Origin of the sequence: Janthinobacterium rivuli (assembly GCF_009208735.1) — a bacterium.
Taxonomy (GTDB): domain Bacteria; phylum Pseudomonadota; class Gammaproteobacteria; order Burkholderiales; family Burkholderiaceae_D; genus Janthinobacterium.
On the sequence record NZ_WFLJ01000005.1, the window covers coordinates 181,085 to 202,944 of the forward strand.

Below are 21,860 nucleotides of genomic sequence, written 5' to 3' on the forward strand. Positions count from 1 at the left end.
CATTTCAATTAAAATTGATTTTTTCGCGACAGCCTTACACGGACATGATGAATACCAAGACCCCGATCGATTCCTTCAGCTTTCGCCGCATCCTCGCCCGCAACGTCACCTTGCCGCTGGTCATCGGGGTCGTCACGGCCCTCGTGTTCGTCGCCCTGATCGCCTACCTGCTCTCTGCCTTGCGCTCGGTCGAGCACTCCGAACGGGTGATCGGCAATGCGAACGAGGTCATGAAGTTGTCGGTCGATCTGGAAACGGGCATGCGCGGCTACCTGCTGACGGGCGACGAGACGTTCTTGGCGCCATATAAATCGGGCAAGGCGAAGATCGCGGTCGAAATGAGCACCCTGCTCGAACTGGTGTCCGACAGCCCCATCCAGGTCGACCGGCTGCGCCGCATCCGCGCCCTGCAAGGCCAGTGGCTCGATTACGCCGAAGGCGTGATCGCACAGCGCCGCAACAACCAGGAATTCCTCGCGCGCGTGCGCCAGGGCGAAGGCAAGCTGGAATTTGACGAAATCCGCCGCGAATTCCTCGCCTTCCTGTCGATGGAACAGCGGCTGCGCCAGGAACGGGCCGACACGGCCGAAAGCCGCACCATGCTGGCCGTGGTGGTATTCCTCATCCTCAGCCTCGGTTTGTCGGGCTTGCTCGCCTACCTGGGACGGCGCGAACTGCTGCGTCTGTCCGATATCTACAACGATGCGCTCGAACAGCGCGGCAAGGACAACGACGTGCTGCAGGAGCAAGCCTGGCTGCGCACGGGACAGACGGAACTGGCGGCGCACACGAGCGGCCAGCTGGGCCTGCCGCAACTGGGACGCCACGTGCTGGACTTCCTGGCGCACCGCCTCGACGTGGCCGTCGCCACCCTGTACGTGGTCGACGAGGATGGCAGCCTGCGCCGCACTGCCGTGTATGGTTTCAACGACCAGGGCGTGAAGGACAAGCAAGTGTTCAAGCTGGGCGAAGGCCTGGTGGGCGAGACGGCGCGCGAAAAGCGCCTCAAGCATGTGCAGCAAGTGCCCGAGAATTACCTGACCGTGACGTCGAGCCTCGGCCGCGGCGCGCCACTGGAACTGGTCTTGACACCCGTCAGCAATGAAGGCGTCGTCAACGGCGTCATCGAACTGGGCTTTACGCACCCCGTCAGCGCCCGCGCCAAGGAATGGCTGAACCTGATCGGGGCGAATATCGGCACCTCGCTGGAAGCGGCCCTGTACCGCCAGCGCCTGCAAAACGTGCTGGAAGAAACCCAGCAATTGAATGAGGAACTGGAAGTGCAGCAGGAGGAACTGCGCACGGCCAATGAAGAGCTGGGTGAGCAGTCGCGCGTGCTGGAACAGTCGCAAGCCCACCTGGAAGAGCAAAAGGCGGCGCTGGAACAGTCGAACGAGCAGTTGGCCGTGCAGGCGCTGTCGCTGGACCAGAAGAACATCGCCATCGTCCAGGCGCACGCCCAGCTGGAAGCCCGCGCCGAAGAGCTGCAGCGGGCCAGCCGCTATAAATCCGAATTCCTGGCGAACATGTCGCATGAACTGCGCACGCCACTTAACAGCTCGCTCATCCTGTCCAAGCTGTTGTCGGACAATACCAGCGGCAATCTGACGCCGGAGCAAGTGACGTTTGCGCAAACCATTTATTCGGCTGGCAACGATTTATTGACCCTCATTAACGATATCCTCGACATTTCCAAGGTCGAGGCGGGCAAGCTGGAATTGACGCCGGACGCCGTACCCTTCGACGAACTGCTCAGCAGCATGAAGATGCTGTTCGGCGCCCAGGCGCAGCAAAAGAAACTCGTCTTTGACGTCAAGGTGGCACCGGACACCCCGCCATCCTTCGTCAGCGACCGCCAGCGCCTGGAGCAAATCCTGAAAAACCTGCTGTCGAACGCCATCAAATTCACCGATACGGGCACGGTGTCGCTGCACGTGAGCACGGATGCGGCCGGCCAGGTGCGCTTCCAGGTGCAGGATACCGGCATCGGCATCGCCGGCGACCAGCAACAGAAGGTGTTCGACGCCTTCCACCAGGCCGACGGCACCACCAGCCGCCGCTATGGCGGTACGGGCCTGGGCCTGTCGATTTCGCGCGACCTGGCCGCCTTGCTGGGCGGCAGCATCGAGCTGGCCAGCACGCCAGGCCAGGGCAGCACGTTCACTCTGGTGCTGCCGGCCGTCATGCCGGAACGCGTGGTGGAAGCGGCACCGGCGCAGGCCGCCGCGCCGCAGGCGCGCGCCGTGGCCGCCACGCCCAAGGCGGCGCCCGCCGCCAAGCCCGTGCCGCTGCCCACCTTCCAGGATGACAGGAATAACGTGCCGGCCGTCAAGACCGGCCAGCGTTCCGTGCTGGTGATCGAGGATGAACCGTCGTTCGCCGGCATCCTATTCGACCTCGCGCATGAAATGCAATACCGCTGTCTGGTGGCGCACGGCGCCGACGAAGGCTTGCGCCTGGCGGAAGAATTCCTGCCCGACGCCATCCTGCTCGACATGGGCTTGCCGGATCGCCCGGGCTTGCTGGTCTTGCAGCAGCTCAAGGAAAACCCGCTGACGCGCCACATTCCCGTGCACATCGTCTCCGGCAACGACCAGATCCAGGAAGCCATGCAGCTGGGGGCCATCGGCTACGCCACCAAGCCGCGCACGCGCGAGCAGCTGAAGGAAGTGTTCCGCAAGCTCGAATCGAAATTCACGCAGCAGATGAAACGCATCCTGCTGGTCGAGGATGACGAACGCCAGCGCGAAAGCGTCGTCCACCTGATCAGCGACGACGACGTGGAAATCACGGCCGTGGCCTTGGGCGAACAGGCGCTGGAATTGCTCAAAACGCAGATTTTCGACTGCATGATCATCGACTTGAAGCTGCCCGATATCCAGGGCAACGAATTGCTCGAACGCATGGAGCATGAGGAGCTGTGTTCGTTCCCGCCCGTCATCGTCTACACGGGCCGCAACCTGAGCCGCGAGGAAGAAGCGGACCTGATGAAGTATTCGCGCTCCATCATCATCAAGGGCGCCCGTTCGCCAGAACGCCTGCTCGACGAAGTCACCCTCTTCCTGCACAAGGTGGAGTCGGAACTGTCGAGCGAGCGCCAGGGCATGCTGCAGCAGGTGCGCAGCCGCGAACGCGTGTTTGAGGGCCGCAAGATTTTGCTGGTGGACGACGACGTGCGCAATATCTTTGCGCTGACGAATGCGCTGGAACAGAAAGGCGTGGTGGTGGAAATCGGCCGCAACGGCTTCGAAGCCATCAGCAAGCTCAACAGCGTGGACGATATCGACCTGGTGTTGATGGATGTGATGATGCCGGGCATGGATGGCCTGGAAGCGACGCGTTTGATCCGCGCCGATGGCCGCTACAACAAGCTGCCCATCATCGCCATTACGGCCAAGGCCATGAAGAATGACCAGGAAGAATGCCTGCAGGCGGGCGCGTCGGACTACCTGGCCAAGCCGATCGACCTCGACCGTTTGTATTCGCTGCTGCGCGTGTGGATGCCGAAGATGGAACGCATGTGATGGAGCGTTACTGATGTCCCTGCGCACCACGGACGCGCAATTGCATGCGCTGATGGAAGCCATCTGTCAGCGCTACAGCTATGATTTTCGCGACTATTCCCTGCCCTCGCAGCGGCGCCGCCTGCATCACGCGCTCGAGCGCCTGCATTGTGCCGACGTGCCGGCCTTGCAGCAACTGGTGCTGGACGACCCGGTGGCCTTTGGCAAGCTGCTGCAGATTTTGACCGTGCCGGTCACGCAAATGTTCCGCGATCCGGCGTTTTTCCGCACCTTGCGCGAACAGGTGGTGCCCGTGCTGAAAACCTACCCGTCGCCAACCATCTGGGTGGCCGGCTGCTGCACGGGAGAAGAGGCGCTGTCGCTGGCCATCGTGCTGGACGAGGAAGGCTTGCTCGAACGCAGCACGATTTACGCCACCGACATCAATCCGCAAGCGCTGGCCACGGCCGCGCGCGGCGTGTATCCGCTGCACCGCATGGCCGACTATGGCGCCAACTACCTGGCCGCGGGCGGCCTGGGCCAACTGGCCGACTATTACACGGTCGAGCATGTCACGGCGCATTTCCAGCAGCGCTTGCTCGACAGGATCAACTTTGCCGACCACAGCCTGTCCACGGACAGCGTTTTTATCGAAACGCAGTTGATTTGCTGCCGTAACGTGCTGATTTACTTCAATAAAACCTTGCAGGAGCGGGCCCTGGGTCTGTTCCACGACTCGCTGTGCCACCGGGGTTTCCTCGGCCTGGGCAGCAAGGAAAGCACGCATTTCACGCGCTTTGCCGCCGACTTCGAACCCTTGCCGGGTCCCGAAAAGCTCTACCGCAAGCGTGCGCCGTCGCACGCCGCTTCCCATTACGCTGGACGGCACATGCCAGGAATGAAACATGATGAATGAAACAAGCACCAAACTCTTGATCGTCGACGACTTGCCCGAAAACTTGCGCGCGCTCAATGCGCTGATCCGCGAGAGCGACCGCAGCGTCTACCAAGCCTCCTCGGGCGAAGAAGCGCTGGCCCTGCTGCTGGAACACGATTTCGCGCTGGCCATCCTCGACGTGCAAATGCCGGAAATGGATGGCTTTGAACTGGCGCAATTGATGCGCGGCACGGAAAAGACGCGCCACATCCCCATCGTCTTCGTCACGGCGGCCGGCAAGGAAATGAATTTCGCCTTCCAGGGCTATGAAAGCGGCGCCGTCGACTTCCTGCACAAGCCGCTCGACATCAATGCCGTGCAAAGCAAGGTCAACGTCTTTGTCGCCCTGCACCAGCAGCGCAGCGAAACGCGGCGCCAGGTGCAGGCACTCGAGCACAGCCGCCAGCAGCAGGAAGCATTATTGAAGGAATTGCGCGCCACCCAGGCAGAACTGCAGCGCTCGCTGCGCCTGCGCGACGAATTCATGTCCATGGTGGCGCACGAACTGCGCACGCCGCTGAACACGCTGTTCCTGGAAACGCAGATGCGCACCGTCAATCTGGAACGGGGCAACCTGGCCGCCTTCGAGCCGGAAAAGCTGGGCAAGATGGTGGCGCGCGACGGGCGGCAGATCCGCAGCATGGTGCGCCTGATCGACGACATGCTCGACGTCTCGCGCATCACCAGCGGCAAGCTGTCGATCCGCCGCGAAGCCGTCGACCTGACCAGCCTGGTGCGCCGCGTGGCGGACGACCTGGGACCGTATGCGGCCACCACGGGCAGCGTGCTGGAAGTGATGGCCTTCGAGCCCATCCAGGGTTTCTGGGATGCCTTCCGCGTCGAGCAGATCGTGGTTAACCTGATCAGCAATGCCGTGCGCTACGGCCAGGGCCAGCCCGTGGAAATCAGCCTGGCGCACACGCAGAACAGCGCCGTCATCGAAGTGCGCGACCATGGCATCGGCATCAATGCGCGCGACCAGGAACGCATCTTCGACGCCTTCGAGCGCGTCATGCACCAGGACCGCACGGGCGGCCTTGGCCTGGGACTGTTCATCACCAAGCAGCTGGTGGACGCGCACGGCGGCGCCATCACCCTGCAAAGCCAGCCCGGCAATGGCGCCCTGTTCAGCGTCACCCTGCCGCTGGCCGGCAGCTGAGGCCGGCATGACCCGTACACCATCTCCCCGCACCCAGGCCGGCGCCAGCGGCGTGGCCTTTCTGCTGCAACTGGAACGCCGGCTGCGCCTGCTGCAAGACACGGGCGAGATTCTCGCCTTGTCGGCGCAATTGCTGGGACAGCGCCTGGGCGCCCAGCAAGTGGCCTGTTTCGATATCGACCAGACCCTGCAATGCCCCACCCTGCAGCATGGGTGGAGCGATGGCCTGGCGCCGGGCGCGGCCGGCGAGTATTTCCTCGGCGATTATGCGGCCCGCCTGGCCGATGCGCTGGCCGCCGGCCAGGCGCTCGCCGTCAGCGACGTGGCGAGCGACCCGCGCACGTCCATGCCGGCCGCGCTGGCCACGTTTGCGCGCCTGGGCATCCGCGCCTTCCTGAACATTCCCATCGCCAAGGAAGGCCGGCTGGCGGCCCTGTTCGTCGTGCACAGCAACGCGGCGCGCCTGTGGCATGCGGACGAAATCGAACTGGCCGTGCAAGTGTCGGAGCGGGTCTGGTCGACCATTTTGCGGGCCCAGGCGGAATCGCGCTTGCGCGCCCTCAGTGCCAGCATGGAAACGCAAGTGGCCGAGCGCACGCGCGAGTTCGGCCGCACGTGGAACGTCAGCCCCGATTTGCTGGGCGTGCTCAACCTCGACGGCTATTTCGAGCACTCCAATCCCGCCTGGCAAGCCACGCTGGGCTGGTCGGCGGAGGAAATCCGCACGACGAAATTTTTTGAACTGATCCACCCGGACGACTTGCCGCGCACGCATGCGGCCTGGGAAGCGGCCAACCAGGGCCAGCCGGCGCTGCGCTTCGAGAACCGCTATCGCCACAAGCTGGGCGGCTGGCACTGGCTGTCGTGGGTGGCCGTGCCCGAGGGCGAGAAGGTGTATTGCAGCGCGCGCGACATCACGGTGGAAAAGAAGCTGGAAGCGGAGCTGGCCGCGCGCAACAGCGAGCGCGAGCGGCTGTGGCGCAGCGCGCAAGACCTGATGGTGGCCATCGATGCCGAAGGCTGCTTTGCCGCCGTCAACCCGGCCTCGGCAGCCATCCTGGGCTGGCTGCCCGAGGAAATGCTGGGCCGCAGCCTGTTCGACTTCGTGTTGCCCGAGGACGCCGCCGCCACGCGCCTGGCCCTGGCAAACGTGAGCCAGGAAGCCATGCCCAGCTTTGAAAACCGCTACCGGCACCGCGAAGGCGGCCACCGCTGGCTGTCGTGGGTGGCAGCGCCCGAAGGCGACCTGATTTTCGCCACCGGGCGCCACGTCACTGTGGAAAAAGAGGCGCAAAACACCTTGCGCACCATGCAGGAATCGTTGCGCCACAGCGAAATGGCCCTGCTGCAATCGCAAAAACTCGAAGCGCTGGGCAAGCTGACGGGGGGCGTGGCCCATGATTTCAATAACGTGCTGCAAATAATCTCCGGCAACCTGCAATTGCTGCAACTGGGCCTGGACGGCGACCCGCAGGCCGCCAAGCGCATCGCCAGCGCCTCGGCCGCCGTGGAACGGGGCGCCAAGCTGTCGGCCCAGCTGCTGGCCTTTGCACGGCGCCAGCCATTGAAACCGCTGGTGACGGACCTGGCGCAACTGCTGCGTTCGACGGAAGAGCTGCTGCGGCGCGCCACCGGCGAAACCATCGAAACGCGCTGGCTGCTGGCCGACGATTGCTGGCGCGCCCTGGTCGACCCGCACCAGCTGGAAAACGTCATCCTCAACCTGGCCATCAACGCGCGCGATGCCATGGATGGCCAGGGCCAGCTGACCATCGAATTGAGCAACAGCGTGCTGGACAACGACTATGCGGCGCGCCATGCGGACGTGGCGCCCGGCGATTACGTGCAGCTGGCCGTGTCGGACACGGGCGCGGGCATTCCCGCCGACTTGCTGGACAAGATCTTCGAACCGTTCTTCACGACAAAAGGCGAAGGCACGGGCCTGGGTTTGAGCATGGCGTACGGCTTCCTGCGCCAGAGCGGCGGCCACCTGACCGTGGACAGCGTGCCGGGCCATGGCAGCACCTTCCGCATCTATCTGCCGCGCTCGCTTGAAGCGGAAACGGAACTGCCGCTGCAGCTGAGCGGCCCCGTGCTGGGCGGCAAGGAAACCATCCTCGTCGTGGAAGACGACGTGCAGGTGCAGACGACGGTGGTGGACATGTTGCGCGGCCTCGGTTACGCCGTGCTGCGCGCCAGCGAGGGCGAGAGCGCGCTGGCCATCATCGGCAGCGGCGTCCCCATCGACCTGCTGTTTACAGATGTGGTGATGCCGGGCAAGGTGGCCAGCACGGAACTGGCGCGCCAGGCCCGCGTGCTGCTGCCGCAGCTGGCCGTGTTGTTTACGTCGGGCTACACGCAGGACGCCATCATGCGGGGCGGCCGCCTGGAGCCGGGCGTGGAATTGTTGAGCAAACCGTACCGGCGCGAAGACCTGGCGCGGCGCATCCGCCACCTGCTGGCCAATCGGCGCCACGTGACGGCCCTGCACCAGTACCGCGCGCAGCTGGCGCCGCAGCCGCCCGTGCTGCCGGGGGCGCGATCCATCCTGCTGGTGGAAGACAATGCGGACGCGCGCGCCATGACGAGCGAACTGCTGGTCATGCTGGGACACACGGTGCTGTCCGTGGGCACGGCCGAGGAAGCCTTGCCCCTGCTGGGTACGCCAGGACTGGAACTGCTGCTGACCGATATCAGCCTGCCGCGCATGTCGGGCGCCGAGCTGGCCGAACTGGCGGCGCGCGACCATCCGGGCCTGGAAGTGGTGTTTTCCACCGGCCACGCGCCCGCCAATTCCGGCGTGCTGGACCCGCAGGCGCGCTTCCTGGTGAAACCATTTACCGTCGAGCAACTGGAGCGAGCCTTGCTGCCCCCAGCCCAGTAAGCCAGGGCAAGCTAATACACGTCGAGCCGGCGCGCCTTCAGTGCGCCGGCCAGCTCTTCCAGGCCAAACGGCTTGCGCAGGAAGCGCGCGCTGGCGTCCTGCATCAGGCTGGCGCCCCAGTCGTGCCCGGAAGCAAACACCACCTCCAGCTGCGGCCAGTGCGCGCGCGCATGGCGCGCCAGTTCCAGGCCGGACATGGTGGGCAGGCTGATGTCCGTCACCAGCACGTCCAGGCCTGGCAAGGCCAGCAGCGGCAAGGCGTCCTCGGCGCTGGCCACGCCGTGCACGGTGTGTCCCAGCATATTGAGCATTTCCGTCGTCATTTCGCGCGCATCGTCATTGTCTTCCACCAGCAGGATGCGCCGCCCGGACGGGTCGGGCGCGCCCACCAGGCGGCGGTCGGCCAGCACATGGCGGATGCGCCGCGCCAGGTCTTCGCGCTGGTAGGGCTTGCTGAGCAGCTCCACGCCCGGGTCCAGCCGCCCGCCCTGCATGATGGCGTTGTGCGTGTAGCCCGAGGTAAACAACACGGCCAGTTCCGGCAGCAGCAGCCGGGCCTGCCGCGCCAGCTCCTTGCTGCTGACGGGCCCCGGCATGACGACGTCCGTAAACAGCAGGTCGATGGCCACGCCCGTGCCCAGCAGGGTCAGCGCCGCGGCGCCGTCGTCCGCATGCAGTACGTCGTAACCGAGGCCGCGCAGCATGTCGACCACCGTATGCTGCACGGGGGCATCGTCTTCCACCACGAGGATGGTCTCGCTGCCGCCCAGCACGGGCCCCGTCAGGCCCGGTGGCGGCTCGGCCAGTTTTTCCAGCGAACGGGGCAGGTAAATTTTAAAAGTCGTGCCGGCGCCCGGCGCGCTGTGCACCTTGATGTGGCCCGCGCTCTGGCGGATGAAGCCGTAGGCCATGGACAGGCCCAGGCCGGTGCCCTCGCCTTCGCGCTTGGTGGTGAAGAATGGCTCGAAGATCTGGTCGATCACGTCGCGCTCCATGCCATGGCCCGTGTCGGTGATGGTCAGCAGCACGTATTGCCCCTCCAACACGTCGGCATGCAGGCTGGCGTAGTCGGCATCGAGCGTAACGTTGCTCAAGGTAAAAGTGAGGCGCCCGCCCTTCTCCATCGCATCGCGCGCATTGATGGCCATGTTCAGCAGCACGTTTTCCATCTGGTTCGGGTCGACCAGGGTATGCCACAGGCCTTCGCTGATGAAGGTTTCCTCGGCAATCGCCTCGCCCAAGGCGCGGCGGATCAGCTCATGCATGCGGCGCAGCAGCCGCCCCAGGTCCGTCACCAGCGGTTTCAACGGTTGACGCCGCGCGAAGGCCAGCAGTTGCGACGACAGCTTGGCGCCCCGTTCGACGGCCGAGGCCGCCGACGCGAGGCGCTTGGCCGCCTGCGGATTGTCTGCCACGGTCAGCTTCAGCAACTGCAAATTGCCCGAGATAATTTGCAGGACGTTATTGAAATCGTGGGCCACGCCCCCCGTCAGCTTGCCGATCGATTCCAGCTTTTGCGCCTGCAACAAAGCCTGCTCGCTGCGCACCAGCGCCAGCCGTGCCTCTTTTTCGTCCGTGACGTCGCGGCCGATGGCGTGGATCAGCTTTTGCGCCGGCACGGCCGTCCAGGAAATCCAGCGGTAGCCGCCGTCGCGGCGCCGGTAGCGGTTTTCCATGCGCAAGGTGGGCGCGCCGTGGGCCAGGCGCGACAAGTCCTTCAAGGCCGCCATGCGGTCGTCGGGATGCACGAGGCTGATGAAATCCATGCCCAGCGATTCAATTTCCGGCCGCTCGAGGATCTTGCTCCAGGCGGGATTGACGGCGATGATCATGCCGGCCAGATCCGCCACCAGCATGATGTCGGTCGACAGCCGCCACATGCGGTCGCGGTCGGCCGTGCGGTTGGCCATCTCCACTTCCAGCGAGGAATTCAGATAAGCCATCTTTTCCAGCACGTTCTTCTGTTCCTGCACGTCCGTATTCGTGCCCACCCAGCGCAGCACCGTGCCCGCCTCGTCGAACAGGGGCAAGGCGCGCGCCAGGAACCAGCGGTAGGCACCGTCGCTGGCGCGGCGCATGCGGAACTCGTGCTCATAGGCGCTGGCGGTGGCGACGGCCCGCTCCCAGCTTTTCTGCGTGGCCTGTACATCGTCCGGATGCACGCAGTGGCGAAAACCGCTGGCGACCAGCGACTTCAGCGATTGTCCCGTGTATTCGCAGACCTGCTCGTTGACCCAGTAAGTGGCGCCGCTGCCATGCGCCAGCCAGGCCTGGTTCGGCATCGTGGAAGCGAGCGAACGGAACTGCGCTTCGCTGTCGAGCAAGGCGTTGCGCGCCTGCCAGTGTTCATCGATATCCTCGCACGAGCCATACCATTTCGCGGGCTGGCCGCGCTCGTCTTGCCGGCAGTATGCGCGCGAATGCACCCAGCGGTACTGGCCATCCTGCCGGCGTACGCGCATTTCCTGGTCAAAAGGCTGGCCACTGGCCACCGCTTCGCTCCAGGCCGCCAAGGAATGGGGGATATCTTCGGGGTGGATGGCGTCCAGCCAGCTGGAGCCCAGGCCGCTGCCGCCCGTCCATTCGCGCCAGCGCGGCGCCACGTAATCGAGCTTGCCTTCGGTATCGGCCGTCCACAGCACTTGCGTGTTCAGTTCTATGGCGTAATGAAAGTGTACGCGGCTGTCGTGCAGCGCCTGTTCCAGCTGGCCCCGCTCGATGACGTGCGCGGCCACGCGCGCGGCCAGCGCCAGCAGTTCGGTCTCGGGTTGCGTGGGATGGCATGGCGCCTGGAAAAACAGGCCCAGCACGCCCAGGATATGTCCCTTGGCGCCGAAGACGGGGGCGACCCAGCACGCCCGGTAGCCGTGCAGCATGGCTTCCTTGCGTCCCGCGCTCCAATTCACGTCACGCGTGATGTCGCCGCAATACACGGGCGCGCCGGAAAAGGCGGCCGTGCCGAACGGGGACGGCTGTTCGCCGCCGTGGCGCAGGGCCAGGCACAGGTCTTGCGGCAGGCTGGGTGCGGACAAGCCGCAAAAGCGGTCGGCTTCGTCGATGAGCACGAGGCAGGCATGCGCGCCGCCCTCGGCCAGGTCTTGCAGCGCCAGCAACAAGTGTTCCAGTGCATGGGCCAGGTCGGCGCCTGCCGCGATGCTGCCCAGCGCACTATGCTCGGCGTCCAGCAAGGAAAGAATGTTGTTTGCGTGCACCGTGTCGATATGGGGAAAACTGATGCCCGAAATATACCATGGGGCAACCCTCTTGCAGGAGGAAAACAGCTCAGTGTTTGATCTCTTCGCCCACGCGGCCCTATGCTAAAGTGTTGCTCTCTTCTCAAGCGAATTCCAGCATGCCTACCTCCTTGCCCTCCTCCCTGATCGCCACCGCCCTGCTCGCCTCCGCCCACGGCGCCGTCGCCACCCCCATGAGCCTGGACGACTACCTGGCCCTGAACGGCCCCGCCCCCACGGCGCAGATCGCGTACGGCCCCGCGCCGTCGCAATATGCGCAGCTGTTCCGGCCCGACGGCAGCGGACCGTTCCCCGTCGTCGTGCTCGTGCATGGCGGCTGCTGGACGGTGGCCTTCGGCGGTATCCAGCAGATGCGCAACGTGGCCGGCGCCCTCGTCGCGCAAGGCATCGCCGTGTGGAATGTGGAGTACCGGCGCGTGGACGAGCCGGGCGGCGGCTATCCGGGCACCTATGAAGACATGCACGCGGCGCTCGACAGCCTGCAACAGCACGCGCCCCAGTACCAGATCGACACGAGCCGCATCCTCGCCATGGGCCACTCGGCCGGCGGCCAGCTGGTGCAGTGGATCGCAGGCAGGGAAAAGCTGCCCAAGACCAGCCCCCTGTATCGCGACCAGTTCTTGCCAGTGAAAAATATCGTCAGCCTGGGCGGCCTGGCCGACCTGCGCCATGAAAAGGAATTGATCAAGACCAGCTGCGAGCGCGACATCGCCCAGCTGGCAGGCAGCGCCAGCACCGAGCGCCCTGACATCTACAGCGACACCAACGCGGCAGACCTGATGCCCAACGGCAGCCGCACCGTGCTGGCCACGGGAGAACTGGACACCATCTCCCCTCCCCGCGTCGCGCACGACTATGCGGCCAGGGCAATCAAGGCCGGCGACCATGCGGAGGTGCTGATTTTGCCTGGCGCCAGTCATTATGACGAGATTGCGGCGACGTCGAATGCGTGGGGGATGATTTTGCCGGTGATTCGGGGGATGTTGGGGATGGCGAGCGACAAGAGCCAATAAGGCAAGCGATCAATGCATGCGAATACACAATTTTCAGACCGGGCAATGAAGGTGAACCATGCGGGAGAGCAAGGTGCCATCAGCATTTATACGGGCCAGATCTTCATGGCCCGTTTGACCGCAAGCCATCTCGTGCAGGAACTGCGCGCCTTCAGGGCGCATGAACGGGAACACAGGACGATATTTCACGACGTGCTCAAGCGCCGTGGCTTGCCGCGCTGCCGCAGCTATTACCTGTGCGCGGCCGGAGGCTATGCGCTGGGCATCGTCACGGGACTGTGCGGAGCGCGCGCGATCTCGCTGACGACCGTGGCCGTCGAACGGGCGGTCCTCCGGCATCTGCGGCACCAGCTCGCCATGTTGAGCAAAGACGATGACGCGGCACACGCCATTGCGGCGATACTCAGGGACGAGCAGGAACATCACGACCAGGCATCCATCCACACGCAAGGCAGCGGGATGTTCGCACGCATGCTGACCGCTGTAGTGTCCGGCGCCACGGAATCGGTGATCTGGTTGGGGATGCGCCTTTAAGCATCACGAAACACGACGATCTGCACCAGTATCAATACTTATGATATCGAGGGCCACAAGATCGCGTTGTATTTACAGGTCTGCGCACCTGGTGGATTGGCGAGGGAACGCATGCTCAATGAAGGCCGCGAACCTGCCGGCTGAGATTATCCGTTTCTCATTTCAACTGATACTATTGGCCCGGGCGGCAAGCGGCCAGAAGCGGACATTCGCATCTGCGTGACAATGCGTGACTTTTCTCGCTGGGTAATTCGCTATGCTCATGGGCCGCTGGCGGCCATATGCAGACAAAAAAGCACGGGAAAGCCCATGAAGATTAAACCCTTTCCTATGAAATCCTTGTCGGCCGAGGTGGTAACGTACTACAGGGATCAAGGCCATATCACCAGCCCGTTTAGGATCATCGCCTGGCCCGGCCCCGGGCAGTACACGGTCACGTAGCGTCAGGCTTGACTGCCTGTCGTCCATCGTTTAAGTTGATGCAATGGAAAAACAGACTGAAACGACGCCACTCGATCTGCGTTCTGCCGAATGGGCAAGCCTGACGGATGGTTACGGCGGCGCTGAAAAAATTCCTGCGCTGCTGCAAGACCTGCGGCGGGGAGACGCCGAGGCCCTGGACGATTTGTATGGCCATATTTGTCACCAGGGCTCGATTTATCCGGCTTCGGTCGCCGCATTCCCGCACCTGGTTTCCCTGGCGGCGACGATGACATCGCCGGACCTGCGCGCCGGCGTGCTATCGCTGGCGGCGTCGATTCATGAAAGCGCCGGCCTCGACGAGGAATTGAAGGCATCCCCTTATGTCGCGGCCTTTCATGCCGTAGTCCCGGCCGCGCTCGTCATGGCAACCGCCGACCTGCGGCAGGTCGAGGACACGGTGAGCGGCATCTACTTGCTTAAGGCCGCCGCATCATTCGCCGGATTTGCCGGCGTGGCGCGAGTGCTGGGCGGCTTTGCCAACGAGGAGTTCTGCCTGGCATGTCCTGCCTGCGGCGTAGAGCTCTATGTGTGGCCGGTAGCGCAAGGGCTGTCGGTCGCCGCCGAGGATCCCGTCTTTACGCCAACAGCGAAAACGCTGCTGGTGATTGCCGGCCCTGCCGACAATTCACCCCACCTTGCCGCCTTTGCCTGGTTGCAAGCGCAAGCGGACGCTTTGCCCTTGCTGGATGACATCGCGTTTCGCTTACCTTTCCTGTTTGGCAGCGCATGCTGCGCCGGATGCGGTCACGTTTTTTCACTGATGGATGCGCTGCTCAGCGATGCAGTGGATTAATCCGGCAGCCTCACTGGAGCGCGCCTATTAAAGTCAGACACAAAACAATAATGTTTGATACAGGAGGCCGAGGTAGACATGCTCTTGGGGAGTTCCGCTATCGGCCAAAAGCAGACAGTGGCTGTTCTGCGAGGCATCTTGCATAAATTATTAAACGATTAATTTTATTGATAAAGTTTTTAGATTCTTGTTTGCAGTTCACAGTAGAGTCAAGATGTCGGGATTTTTTATGTAACAAAGCCTCTCAGGGGGGAGTACGGTTGTCGTGGCGATTCGTTATATTAAAATAGATGTGGAGCTAAAATGGCTGGCGAAATCATAAGGAAGGGAGATCCAACGAGCCACCATGGCATTGTTTTAGAGGGGTCGTTGATGGACATTTGCATGGGCCAGCCCATTGCATTCATCGGCCACAAGGTCCACTGCCCGAAGTGCAAAGGCGACTTTCCAATAGTCGAGGGCGTAATGACAACAACTTTCTACGGCAAGGGTGTCGCCGTCGCTGGCATGAAGACCAGTTGCGGCGCGATACTCATCGCGACGCAGTTCACCGACACTGTCGAGTGGAGCGTGGGCGCATCGGGATCGTCGAGTGCGACTACTGCTGCCAAAGCAGCAGCTGCAGCCGTGATGAACGTCAAGGTGTCGAAGCCAGGACCCGATGCAAAGCCGTTCGACGAGCAGTTCGTGCTGTTCAACGAAGAGGAGAGCGTCCTGGCCGAAATGCCCTATACCGTAAAGCTGCCTTCGGGCGAGCTCGTCCGGGGCATCACCGACATCGAAGGACGCACGGAGCGCTATGTCACCGACGTGGCTCAACCGATCGAAATATACTTGGGACACCACATAGCATGAGCGGACCTCTCGCGACAGCGACCACCAACACAAGGTTAGGCAGCATGCATCGGGTGACGGCTGCCACCCGATATACCAAGTCCTACGACACCACGGGCTGGCTCAAAGTCCAGCTCGAAGCCGACGCGGTGACGGGAAAAAGGACGGACTTCGCATTCATTTGCGAGTTCGTCAAAGTGATCATGGCTGGCGAGAAGGGCGACCGCGCATTCTTCGTTATCAAGGAAGGGGAACACAAGGGCCGGACCGCGAGCATGAAGAAGGAAAACGCTGCGAAGTGCTTAGTCGATGTAAAGCGTGGTTCTGGAGCAAAGCTGGTCGCGACAATGGGAACCTACAAAGAACTCGCATCAAAGCCTCGCCGCGGCCAGATCCACAACCAGCTTGTGTCCACTTTAGAGTTCGACGGGCATAGCGCGATGATTACTTTGGACTCCGACATCCCCTATGTCGAGACCAATCGGGTCAGCCCGTTCTTCAATCAGCAGCGCCATTCCAAGCCTCTGCCGCGCGGGATCTACCGGATTATGGCACCGCAGTCCGCTAAGGCCGACAAATACACCGCCTTCTACGTTACCGCCCCCGGCGGCAACCCTGATTTGAAATACCATACCGTCTGGTTCCCTATCGAATACGCTCCGAACCACAACAGCAATTTCGTCCATGTAGGTAACGTGTCGGAGGGATGCGTGACGATGTATGATCTGACCCAATGGAACGCGCTCTACCATTATCTGATTTCAAACCGCAGCGACTCGGAGGGAATATATGTCGGCACAGTCACCATCAAATAGAAGTGCCGCCTTGTGCGTGATCTTGGCCTGCGCGATCGCGCCTCGGTGCTTCGCGGACGGCGTTCAACCGATCCAATCAGCCGACCCATTACTGCGTTATCGGACAATCGGCGGCATGCAGGGGATGTATGAAGTCAGGGAAGAGGCCCGCAAATTTCTCAAGCGGCAAACGCCTCCTGCCCGTGGGGAATGGATGGCTTTGATGCCGGACGTGCGGACATTCGTCCCCACCTGCGCCGTCGCCTTTAAGACTCGTTGGGCCGTTGCGTCTGACAACGAGGACGGTAAGCCCGGCGTAATAGTGATTTGTCCGAAATCGATGGACAAGACATATAAGAAATGGGACGCTTTTGTCGGCGTCGTCTCTTCACCAAAAAACAACGCGCAGAAGTAATACGTTTCCGTTTTGAAAAATCATAAAGTTGTGGCCTGCAGCGATTGTTAAATTCACTCACGCTTCTAGCAGGACTCTAAATTTGCACAGAGTTCCGGTATCGAGCATCGCATCCTGCGACTGGTGTAGAAATAAGGCAACGCGCTTAACCCCGGTGGTGGCATGACTACAGACGCTAGAAAATCACCGTGAAGGCAGCGGCGCGAACGCTGGCAGTCTGCTTTGGGGCGAAAGCAGACCTTCCTCAACCGCAAACTGCCGACAACAGCAAGACCACGCCCGTGCCTCGAGCAAAGGCTCCCCGGGCCCAGCGGGCCTGAAAAATAGCCAGGGTAAGGCGCGCGGGCGAAGGCAGTACGCATGTACGGCGAGCCCAAGCAACGCAGCCATGGACATTTTCTCAGGCCCGCGACTCCGGCCCGCTGTTTTTAAACATTACTGAACACGCGCCAGGTACTGTGCCAGCTGGCCGAAGGTAGCCTTGAACCCCTGCTTCATCGACTCAAACCCTTGCTTGAAAGTCTCATGCTGCTCATCCGTCGCCTTGTGCGGTGTCGAACGCAAGGTCATCGTCGTCTTGCCATTTTCCTCCGTCAAGGTCATGACGTTGAACGATTCCAGCGGCCAAGTGGCGCTGACCGGATGCTGCACCGCATTGCCCTGCTTGTCGGCAAACGACAGGATGGACACGATGCGTTCCGGTGCTTCAATGGACTGGTAGGTGAACTTGCCCCACATCTCATAGCCATTGTCGGCGCGCATGCCGTAATGGAAAACACCGCCCGGCTGCAAATCCAGCGCCAGCACGCTCAATTCGAAGCCGACAGGCCCCCACCATTGCGCCAGGCGTTCCGGCTCCACCCACGACTGGAACACCAGTTCGCGCGGCGCGTCAAACGTTTGCGTGATGACAAAGTCGCTGCTGTCGCGGTGCTGGCCGTCCTGCTTCTGTTCTGCGGTGCTCATGCTCTCTCCCTGTGTTGGTGAACTGGCCCTTAATGTACCAGCGGCACCGATAAACGGGAAGGCCCGCACGCCCGACGGCCGCTACCGCGTCTTGCCTGCCGCCACCTGGTCGAGGATATGCTTGGGCACGGCCGCATAGTGCTTGAACTCCATCGTGTACGTGGCGCGGCCCTGGGTCAGCGAACGCAAGGTTGTCGAGTAACCGAACATCTCGGCCAGCGGCACCAGGGCCTTGACGATGCGGCCCGCGCCGCCGGGGATGTCGTCGACGCCCTGCACCATGCCGCGGCGGGCCGTCAGATCGCCCATGACGTTGCCCATGAACTCTTCCGGCGTTTCCGCCTCCACCTGCATCATCGGTTCCAGCAGCACGGCATGGGCCTTGCGCATGCCCTCCTTGAAGGCGATGGAGCCGGCCATGCGAAACGCGTTTTCGTTCGAATCGACGTCGTGGTAGGAGCCGAAGGTCAGCGTTGCTCTGACGTCGACGACCGGATAGCCGGCCAGCACGCCCGACTTCAAGGTTTCCGCGATGCCCTTGTCGACGGCGGGAATGAATTCGCGCGGCACCACGCCGCCCTTGATGGCGTCGACGAACTGGTAACCGGTGCCTGGCGGCAAGGGTTCCAGCTTGAGCACCACGTGGCCGTACTGGCCCCGTCCGCCCGACTGCTTGACGAACTTGCCTTCGACGTCATCCACCGTGCGCGTGATGGTTTCGCGGTAGGCCACCTGCGGCTTGCCGACATTGGCTTCCACGCCGAATTCGCGCCGCATGCGGTCGACCAGAATTTCCAGGTGCAATTCCCCCATGCCCGACATGATGGTCTGGCCCGATTCTTCATCCGTATGCACCTTGAACGACGGGTCTTCCTGCGCCAGGCGGTTCAGGGCTATGCCCATCTTTTCCTGGTCCTGCTTGGTCTTCGGTTCCACGGCCTGGGAAATCACGGGTTCCGGGAAGATCATCTTTTCCAGCACGATGACGTGGTCGATGGCGCACAGGGTGTCGCCCGTCGTCACGGCTTTCAGGCCCACGGCGGCGGCGATGTCGCCCGCATACACTTCCTTGATTTCCTTGCGCTCATTCGCATGCATCTGCAGGATGCGCCCCAGCCGCTCGCGCGCGCTCTTGGTGGGGTTGTAGACCATGTCGCCCGAGTTCACGACACCGGAATACACGCGGAAGAAGGTCAGCTGCCCCACGAACGGGTCCGTCATGATCTTGAAGGCGAGCGCGGCAAAGTGCTCTTCATCGGTCGGGTGACGCTCCACCTCGTTGTCGTGCTCGTCGTGTCCCATGATGGGCGGCACTTCCATCGGTGACGGCAGGTATTCGATGACGGCGTCCAGCATGGCCTGCACGCCCTTGTTCTTGAAGGCGCTGCCGCACAGCATGGGCACGATTTCATTGCGGATGGTGCGCGCGCGCAAGGCCTGTTTCAGCTCCGCTTCCGTGAACGTGTCGCCATTCAGGTAGCGTTCAGTCAACTCCAAGCTGGCCTCGGCCGCCTGTTCGACCAGGTGTTCGTGCCACTCCTGCGCCTGGGCCAGCAAGCTGGCGGGAATCTCGCCATAGCTGAACTGCACGCCCTGGCTGGCATCGTCCCAGGTGATGGCGCGCATTTTCAGCAGGTCGATCACGCCCGTGAAATGCTCTTCGGCGCCGATCGGCAGCTGGATGGGCACGGCCACGCCTTTCAGACGGTGGGCGATCTGCTGGCGCACGCGCAGGAAGTCCGCCCCCACGCGGTCCATCTTGTTGATGAAGGCGATGCGCGGCACATGGTATTTGTTCGCTTGCCGCCAGACGGTCTCGGATTGCGGCTGCACGCCGCCAACGGCGTCGTAGACCATCACGGCGCCGTCCAGCACGCGCATCGAACGCTCGACCTCGATCGTGAAATCCACGTGGCCGGGCGTGTCGATGATGTTGATGCGGTGTTCGGCGAAGTTGCCCGCCATGCCTTTCCAGAAGGCCGTGGTGGCGGCCGAGGTGATGGTGATGCCTCGTTCCTGCTCCTGCTCCATCCAGTCCATGGTGGCGGCGCCGTTGTGCACTTCGCCGATCTTGTGATTGACCCCCGTATAAAACAGGATGCGCTCGGTGGTGGTGGTCTTGCCGGCGTCGATATGGGCGCTGATGCCAATGTTGCGGTAGCGCTCGATAGGTGTTTTGCGGGTCATCACAATCTCCATGGCTAGCCCCGGCACGACTCGGTTCGCGCCGGTTTTCCAGTGTAGCAGACATCGATTTGGACGGCACGGGGGGCTGATTTTTACCATGCGTACAACACTGTTACCCCTGCGCACGTCTGGCGGACGGGGCAATCGAGGGATTCCGCTATACTTTCAAAGCTATTAATCCACTAAAGATTAATCAGGATCAATACGCACGATGATTTATCGTGTAAGGCGACGCCGCCGGCATGCAGCCCAGGTGCGCACCGAACGACATGCCCCACTCAGCCTATGACTATCCGACTAAGAAAAATAATCCTTTCCTCCCTGCTGGCGTCGCCAGCGCTGGCCATGGCCGGCGAACTTGAACAGCAAATGCAGCGTTGCGCCGTGCTCGGCGACGCCAGTGCCCGTCTGGGCTGCTTCGACACCCTGGCCAAGGCGGCGGAAAAGGCCACCATCGCGGCCGGCGGCGATCCCGCCACGGCGGCCGTCACCCTGGCGGCTGCCGCCGAGGTCGCTCCCCTCACGTTTGTCAGCCCGCCAGGCGTGGCCACGCCGGAGGCCGTCAACGCCGCCATTCCCGCCATCGCGCAGGCTGGCGCGGCGCCGCCGGAAGCACCGATTTCGCGCACGCAGCAATCGTGGGAACTCAACGATGCATCGAAACGGGGCCTGTTCAACTTCCGTCCGCACCGCGACACCTATCTGTTGCTGGCCAATTACAGCGACGCCTCGAATGACGAACCGTTCCAGGATTTCACGCCGGCCGGCATCAAGAGCCAGCACGTGGAATTGACGTTCCAGCTGAGCTTCAAGATGAAGCTGCTGGAAGACATCGCCGGAACGCCCATCGACATGTGGTTCGGCTACACGCAGCAAAGTTTCTGGCAGGCGTATAACCGCAAGGCATCGAGCCCGTTCCGCGAAACGAACTACCAGCCGGAACTGATGCTGATCTTGCCGATTAACAAGAATTTCGCGGGCCTGGAGTTCAATTACCTGAACCTCGGCTTCGTGCACCAGTCGAACGGCCAGACGTCGACCCTGTCGCGCAGCTGGAACCGAGTGTATGCCGAGCTGGGCGTGGAAAAAGACAACCTGGCCATCACGGGCCGCGTCTGGCACCGCATCGACAATAGCGCGGTCGACAATGACAATATCGACATCACCGATTACATGGGACATGGCGACTTGCGCGTGAGCTACCGCAACAAGGGGCACGAGTATGCCGTGACGGCGCGCCGCAATTTCAGCAAGAAGCATGGCTCCATGCAGGCAAGCTGGGCTTTCCCCTTGAAGGCCAACCTGAAAGGCTATCTGCAACTGTTCTCCGGCTATGGCCAGAGCTTGATCGATTACAACTATTCGCAGAAATCGATCGGCGCCGGTTTCATGGTCGACCTGTAAGCGGCACGGCAGCAGAAACGACAATGGCGCCGAGGGCGCCATTTTTTATGGGAAATATCGGCTTCAGCGCCGGCCGCCGCCCAGCACGCGGGCCGGCAGCATGACGATGGCCCGCAGCAATTCAAATACGCCTTCCACGCCGATGCCGATCAAGCGGAATGGCAGCAACAGCAGCCAGGCCAGCGGATACAGCACGAGGGCCAGCAGGGCCAGCGGCCAGCACACCAGCAAGAGCAGCAACCACAGCACGAATCCCAGCATCGCGTCCCCCTAGAATGAAATGTGCGGAGCAAGCCACGCTTGCCCCGCTACCGTGAGAGCACTATATAAAAGCGCCGCGACGGCGGCAACGGCGATGCGATGAACTGCGTGCTGCGGAGATGAACGGTGCAAAAACGGGAATGAACGGAGACTTACTGGCCGACGCAGATCACTTTCGTGATGTATTCATGCGCGTTCGGCTTCTTGTTGGTGGCCCATTTGATGGCCTGGTTGGCATCTTCGATGGTCATGACGGTGGCCTTGTCCTTGGACTTGATGAAGGACACGCCTTCAAACACGCCTTCCTTGCTGCGCATTACCTTGGCAAACACGGGCGGCCTGGTCTCGCCATCGCTGATTTTGTTCTGTTGCACGAGGTAACGCTGATCGATCTGTTCCATGATAGTAAAGCTGTCCAGTGGGTAAAAGACGAAATATA

16 protein-coding genes are annotated in these 21,860 nt (G+C 62.3%); 11 read left to right on the forward strand and 5 right to left on the reverse strand.

Features of this window, described 5'->3' with window-relative positions:
* The first annotated feature begins 47 nt into the window (after positions 1–47).
* Genes GCN78_RS08440 through GCN78_RS08455 form a run of 4 tightly spaced genes read left to right on the forward strand, consistent with a single transcriptional unit; the run spans position 48 to position 8,483 of the window.
* Positions 48–3,524, forward strand: a complete 3,477-nt coding sequence (locus GCN78_RS08440) for a response regulator (RefSeq protein WP_152251307.1) — start codon at positions 48–50, stop codon at positions 3,522–3,524.
* A gap of 13 nt (positions 3,525–3,537) precedes the next feature.
* Positions 3,538–4,419: a CheR family methyltransferase gene (locus tag GCN78_RS08445; protein ID WP_152251308.1), complete on the forward strand. Its 882-nt coding sequence runs from the start codon at positions 3,538–3,540 to the stop codon at positions 4,417–4,419.
* Complete coding sequence (locus GCN78_RS08450; protein WP_071077266.1) at positions 4,409–5,599, forward strand: hybrid sensor histidine kinase/response regulator; 1,191 nt, start codon at positions 4,409–4,411, stop codon at positions 5,597–5,599. The genes GCN78_RS08445 and GCN78_RS08450 overlap by 11 nt, the downstream gene beginning before the upstream one ends.
* Positions 5,600–5,606: 7 nt before the next feature.
* On the forward strand, positions 5,607–8,483 hold the full coding sequence (locus GCN78_RS08455; protein ID WP_193316663.1) for a PAS domain S-box protein: 2,877 nt from the start codon (positions 5,607–5,609) through the stop codon (positions 8,481–8,483).
* 11 nt (positions 8,484–8,494) lie between these two features.
* On the opposite strand, the gene GCN78_RS08460 is transcribed toward GCN78_RS08455, so the two are convergent.
* On the reverse strand, positions 8,495–11,695 hold the full coding sequence (locus tag GCN78_RS08460; protein WP_226939533.1) for a PAS domain-containing protein: 3,201 nt from the start codon (positions 11,693–11,695) through the stop codon (positions 8,495–8,497).
* 140 nt (positions 11,696–11,835) lie between these two features.
* On the opposite strand from GCN78_RS08460, the gene GCN78_RS08465 reads away from it, so the two are divergent.
* From GCN78_RS08465 to GCN78_RS08490, 6 genes are all read left to right on the forward strand, one after another.
* Positions 11,836–12,750, forward strand: a complete 915-nt coding sequence (locus tag GCN78_RS08465; protein WP_152251310.1) for an alpha/beta hydrolase — start codon at positions 11,836–11,838, stop codon at positions 12,748–12,750.
* Positions 12,751–12,762: 12 nt separating this feature from the next.
* Complete coding sequence (locus GCN78_RS08470) at positions 12,763–13,284, forward strand: demethoxyubiquinone hydroxylase family protein (protein WP_152251311.1); 522 nt, start codon at positions 12,763–12,765, stop codon at positions 13,282–13,284.
* Positions 13,285–13,768: 484 nt separating this feature from the next.
* Positions 13,769–14,560, forward strand: coding sequence for a hypothetical protein (locus GCN78_RS08475; protein WP_152251312.1), 792 nt, complete (start codon positions 13,769–13,771; stop codon positions 14,558–14,560).
* A gap of 303 nt (positions 14,561–14,863) precedes the next feature.
* Positions 14,864–15,415, forward strand: a complete 552-nt coding sequence (locus GCN78_RS08480) for a PAAR domain-containing protein (protein ID WP_152251313.1) — start codon at positions 14,864–14,866, stop codon at positions 15,413–15,415.
* Positions 15,412–16,209 (forward strand): hypothetical protein, encoded by a 798-nt coding sequence (locus GCN78_RS08485; protein WP_152251314.1) that lies wholly within the window; start codon positions 15,412–15,414, stop codon positions 16,207–16,209. Before GCN78_RS08480 ends, GCN78_RS08485 begins: the two co-directional genes overlap by 4 nt.
* Before the next feature lie 10 nt (positions 16,210–16,219).
* Positions 16,220–16,603 (forward strand): hypothetical protein, encoded by a 384-nt coding sequence (locus GCN78_RS08490; RefSeq protein WP_051958827.1) that lies wholly within the window; start codon positions 16,220–16,222, stop codon positions 16,601–16,603.
* Positions 16,604–17,038: 435 nt separating this feature from the next.
* On the opposite strand, the gene GCN78_RS08495 is transcribed toward GCN78_RS08490, so the two are convergent.
* Positions 17,039–17,569: an SRPBCC family protein gene (locus tag GCN78_RS08495; protein WP_152251315.1), complete on the reverse strand. Its 531-nt coding sequence runs from the start codon at positions 17,567–17,569 to the stop codon at positions 17,039–17,041.
* 81 nt (positions 17,570–17,650) lie between these two features.
* Positions 17,651–19,756 carry an elongation factor G gene (gene fusA, locus GCN78_RS08500; RefSeq protein ID WP_152251316.1) on the reverse strand — a complete coding sequence of 702 codons (2,106 nt, stop codon included), beginning with the start codon at positions 19,754–19,756 and terminating at the stop codon, positions 17,651–17,653.
* A 345-nt stretch (positions 19,757–20,101) separates the two neighbouring features.
* On the opposite strand from fusA, the gene GCN78_RS08505 reads away from it, so the two are divergent.
* Positions 20,102–21,160 (forward strand): phospholipase A, encoded by a 1,059-nt coding sequence (locus GCN78_RS08505; protein ID WP_152251317.1) that lies wholly within the window; start codon positions 20,102–20,104, stop codon positions 21,158–21,160.
* 63 nt (positions 21,161–21,223) lie between these two features.
* Here GCN78_RS08505 and GCN78_RS08510 read toward each other — a convergent pair whose 3' ends face one another.
* Together GCN78_RS08510 and GCN78_RS08515 are read right to left on the reverse strand one after the other, a co-directional pair.
* On the reverse strand, positions 21,224–21,421 hold the full coding sequence (locus GCN78_RS08510) for a hypothetical protein (RefSeq protein ID WP_034784591.1): 198 nt from the start codon (positions 21,419–21,421) through the stop codon (positions 21,224–21,226).
* A 152-nt stretch (positions 21,422–21,573) separates the two neighbouring features.
* Positions 21,574–21,822, reverse strand: coding sequence for a hypothetical protein (locus tag GCN78_RS08515; protein ID WP_152251318.1), 249 nt, complete (start codon positions 21,820–21,822; stop codon positions 21,574–21,576).
* Positions 21,823–21,860 lie beyond the last annotated feature (38 nt).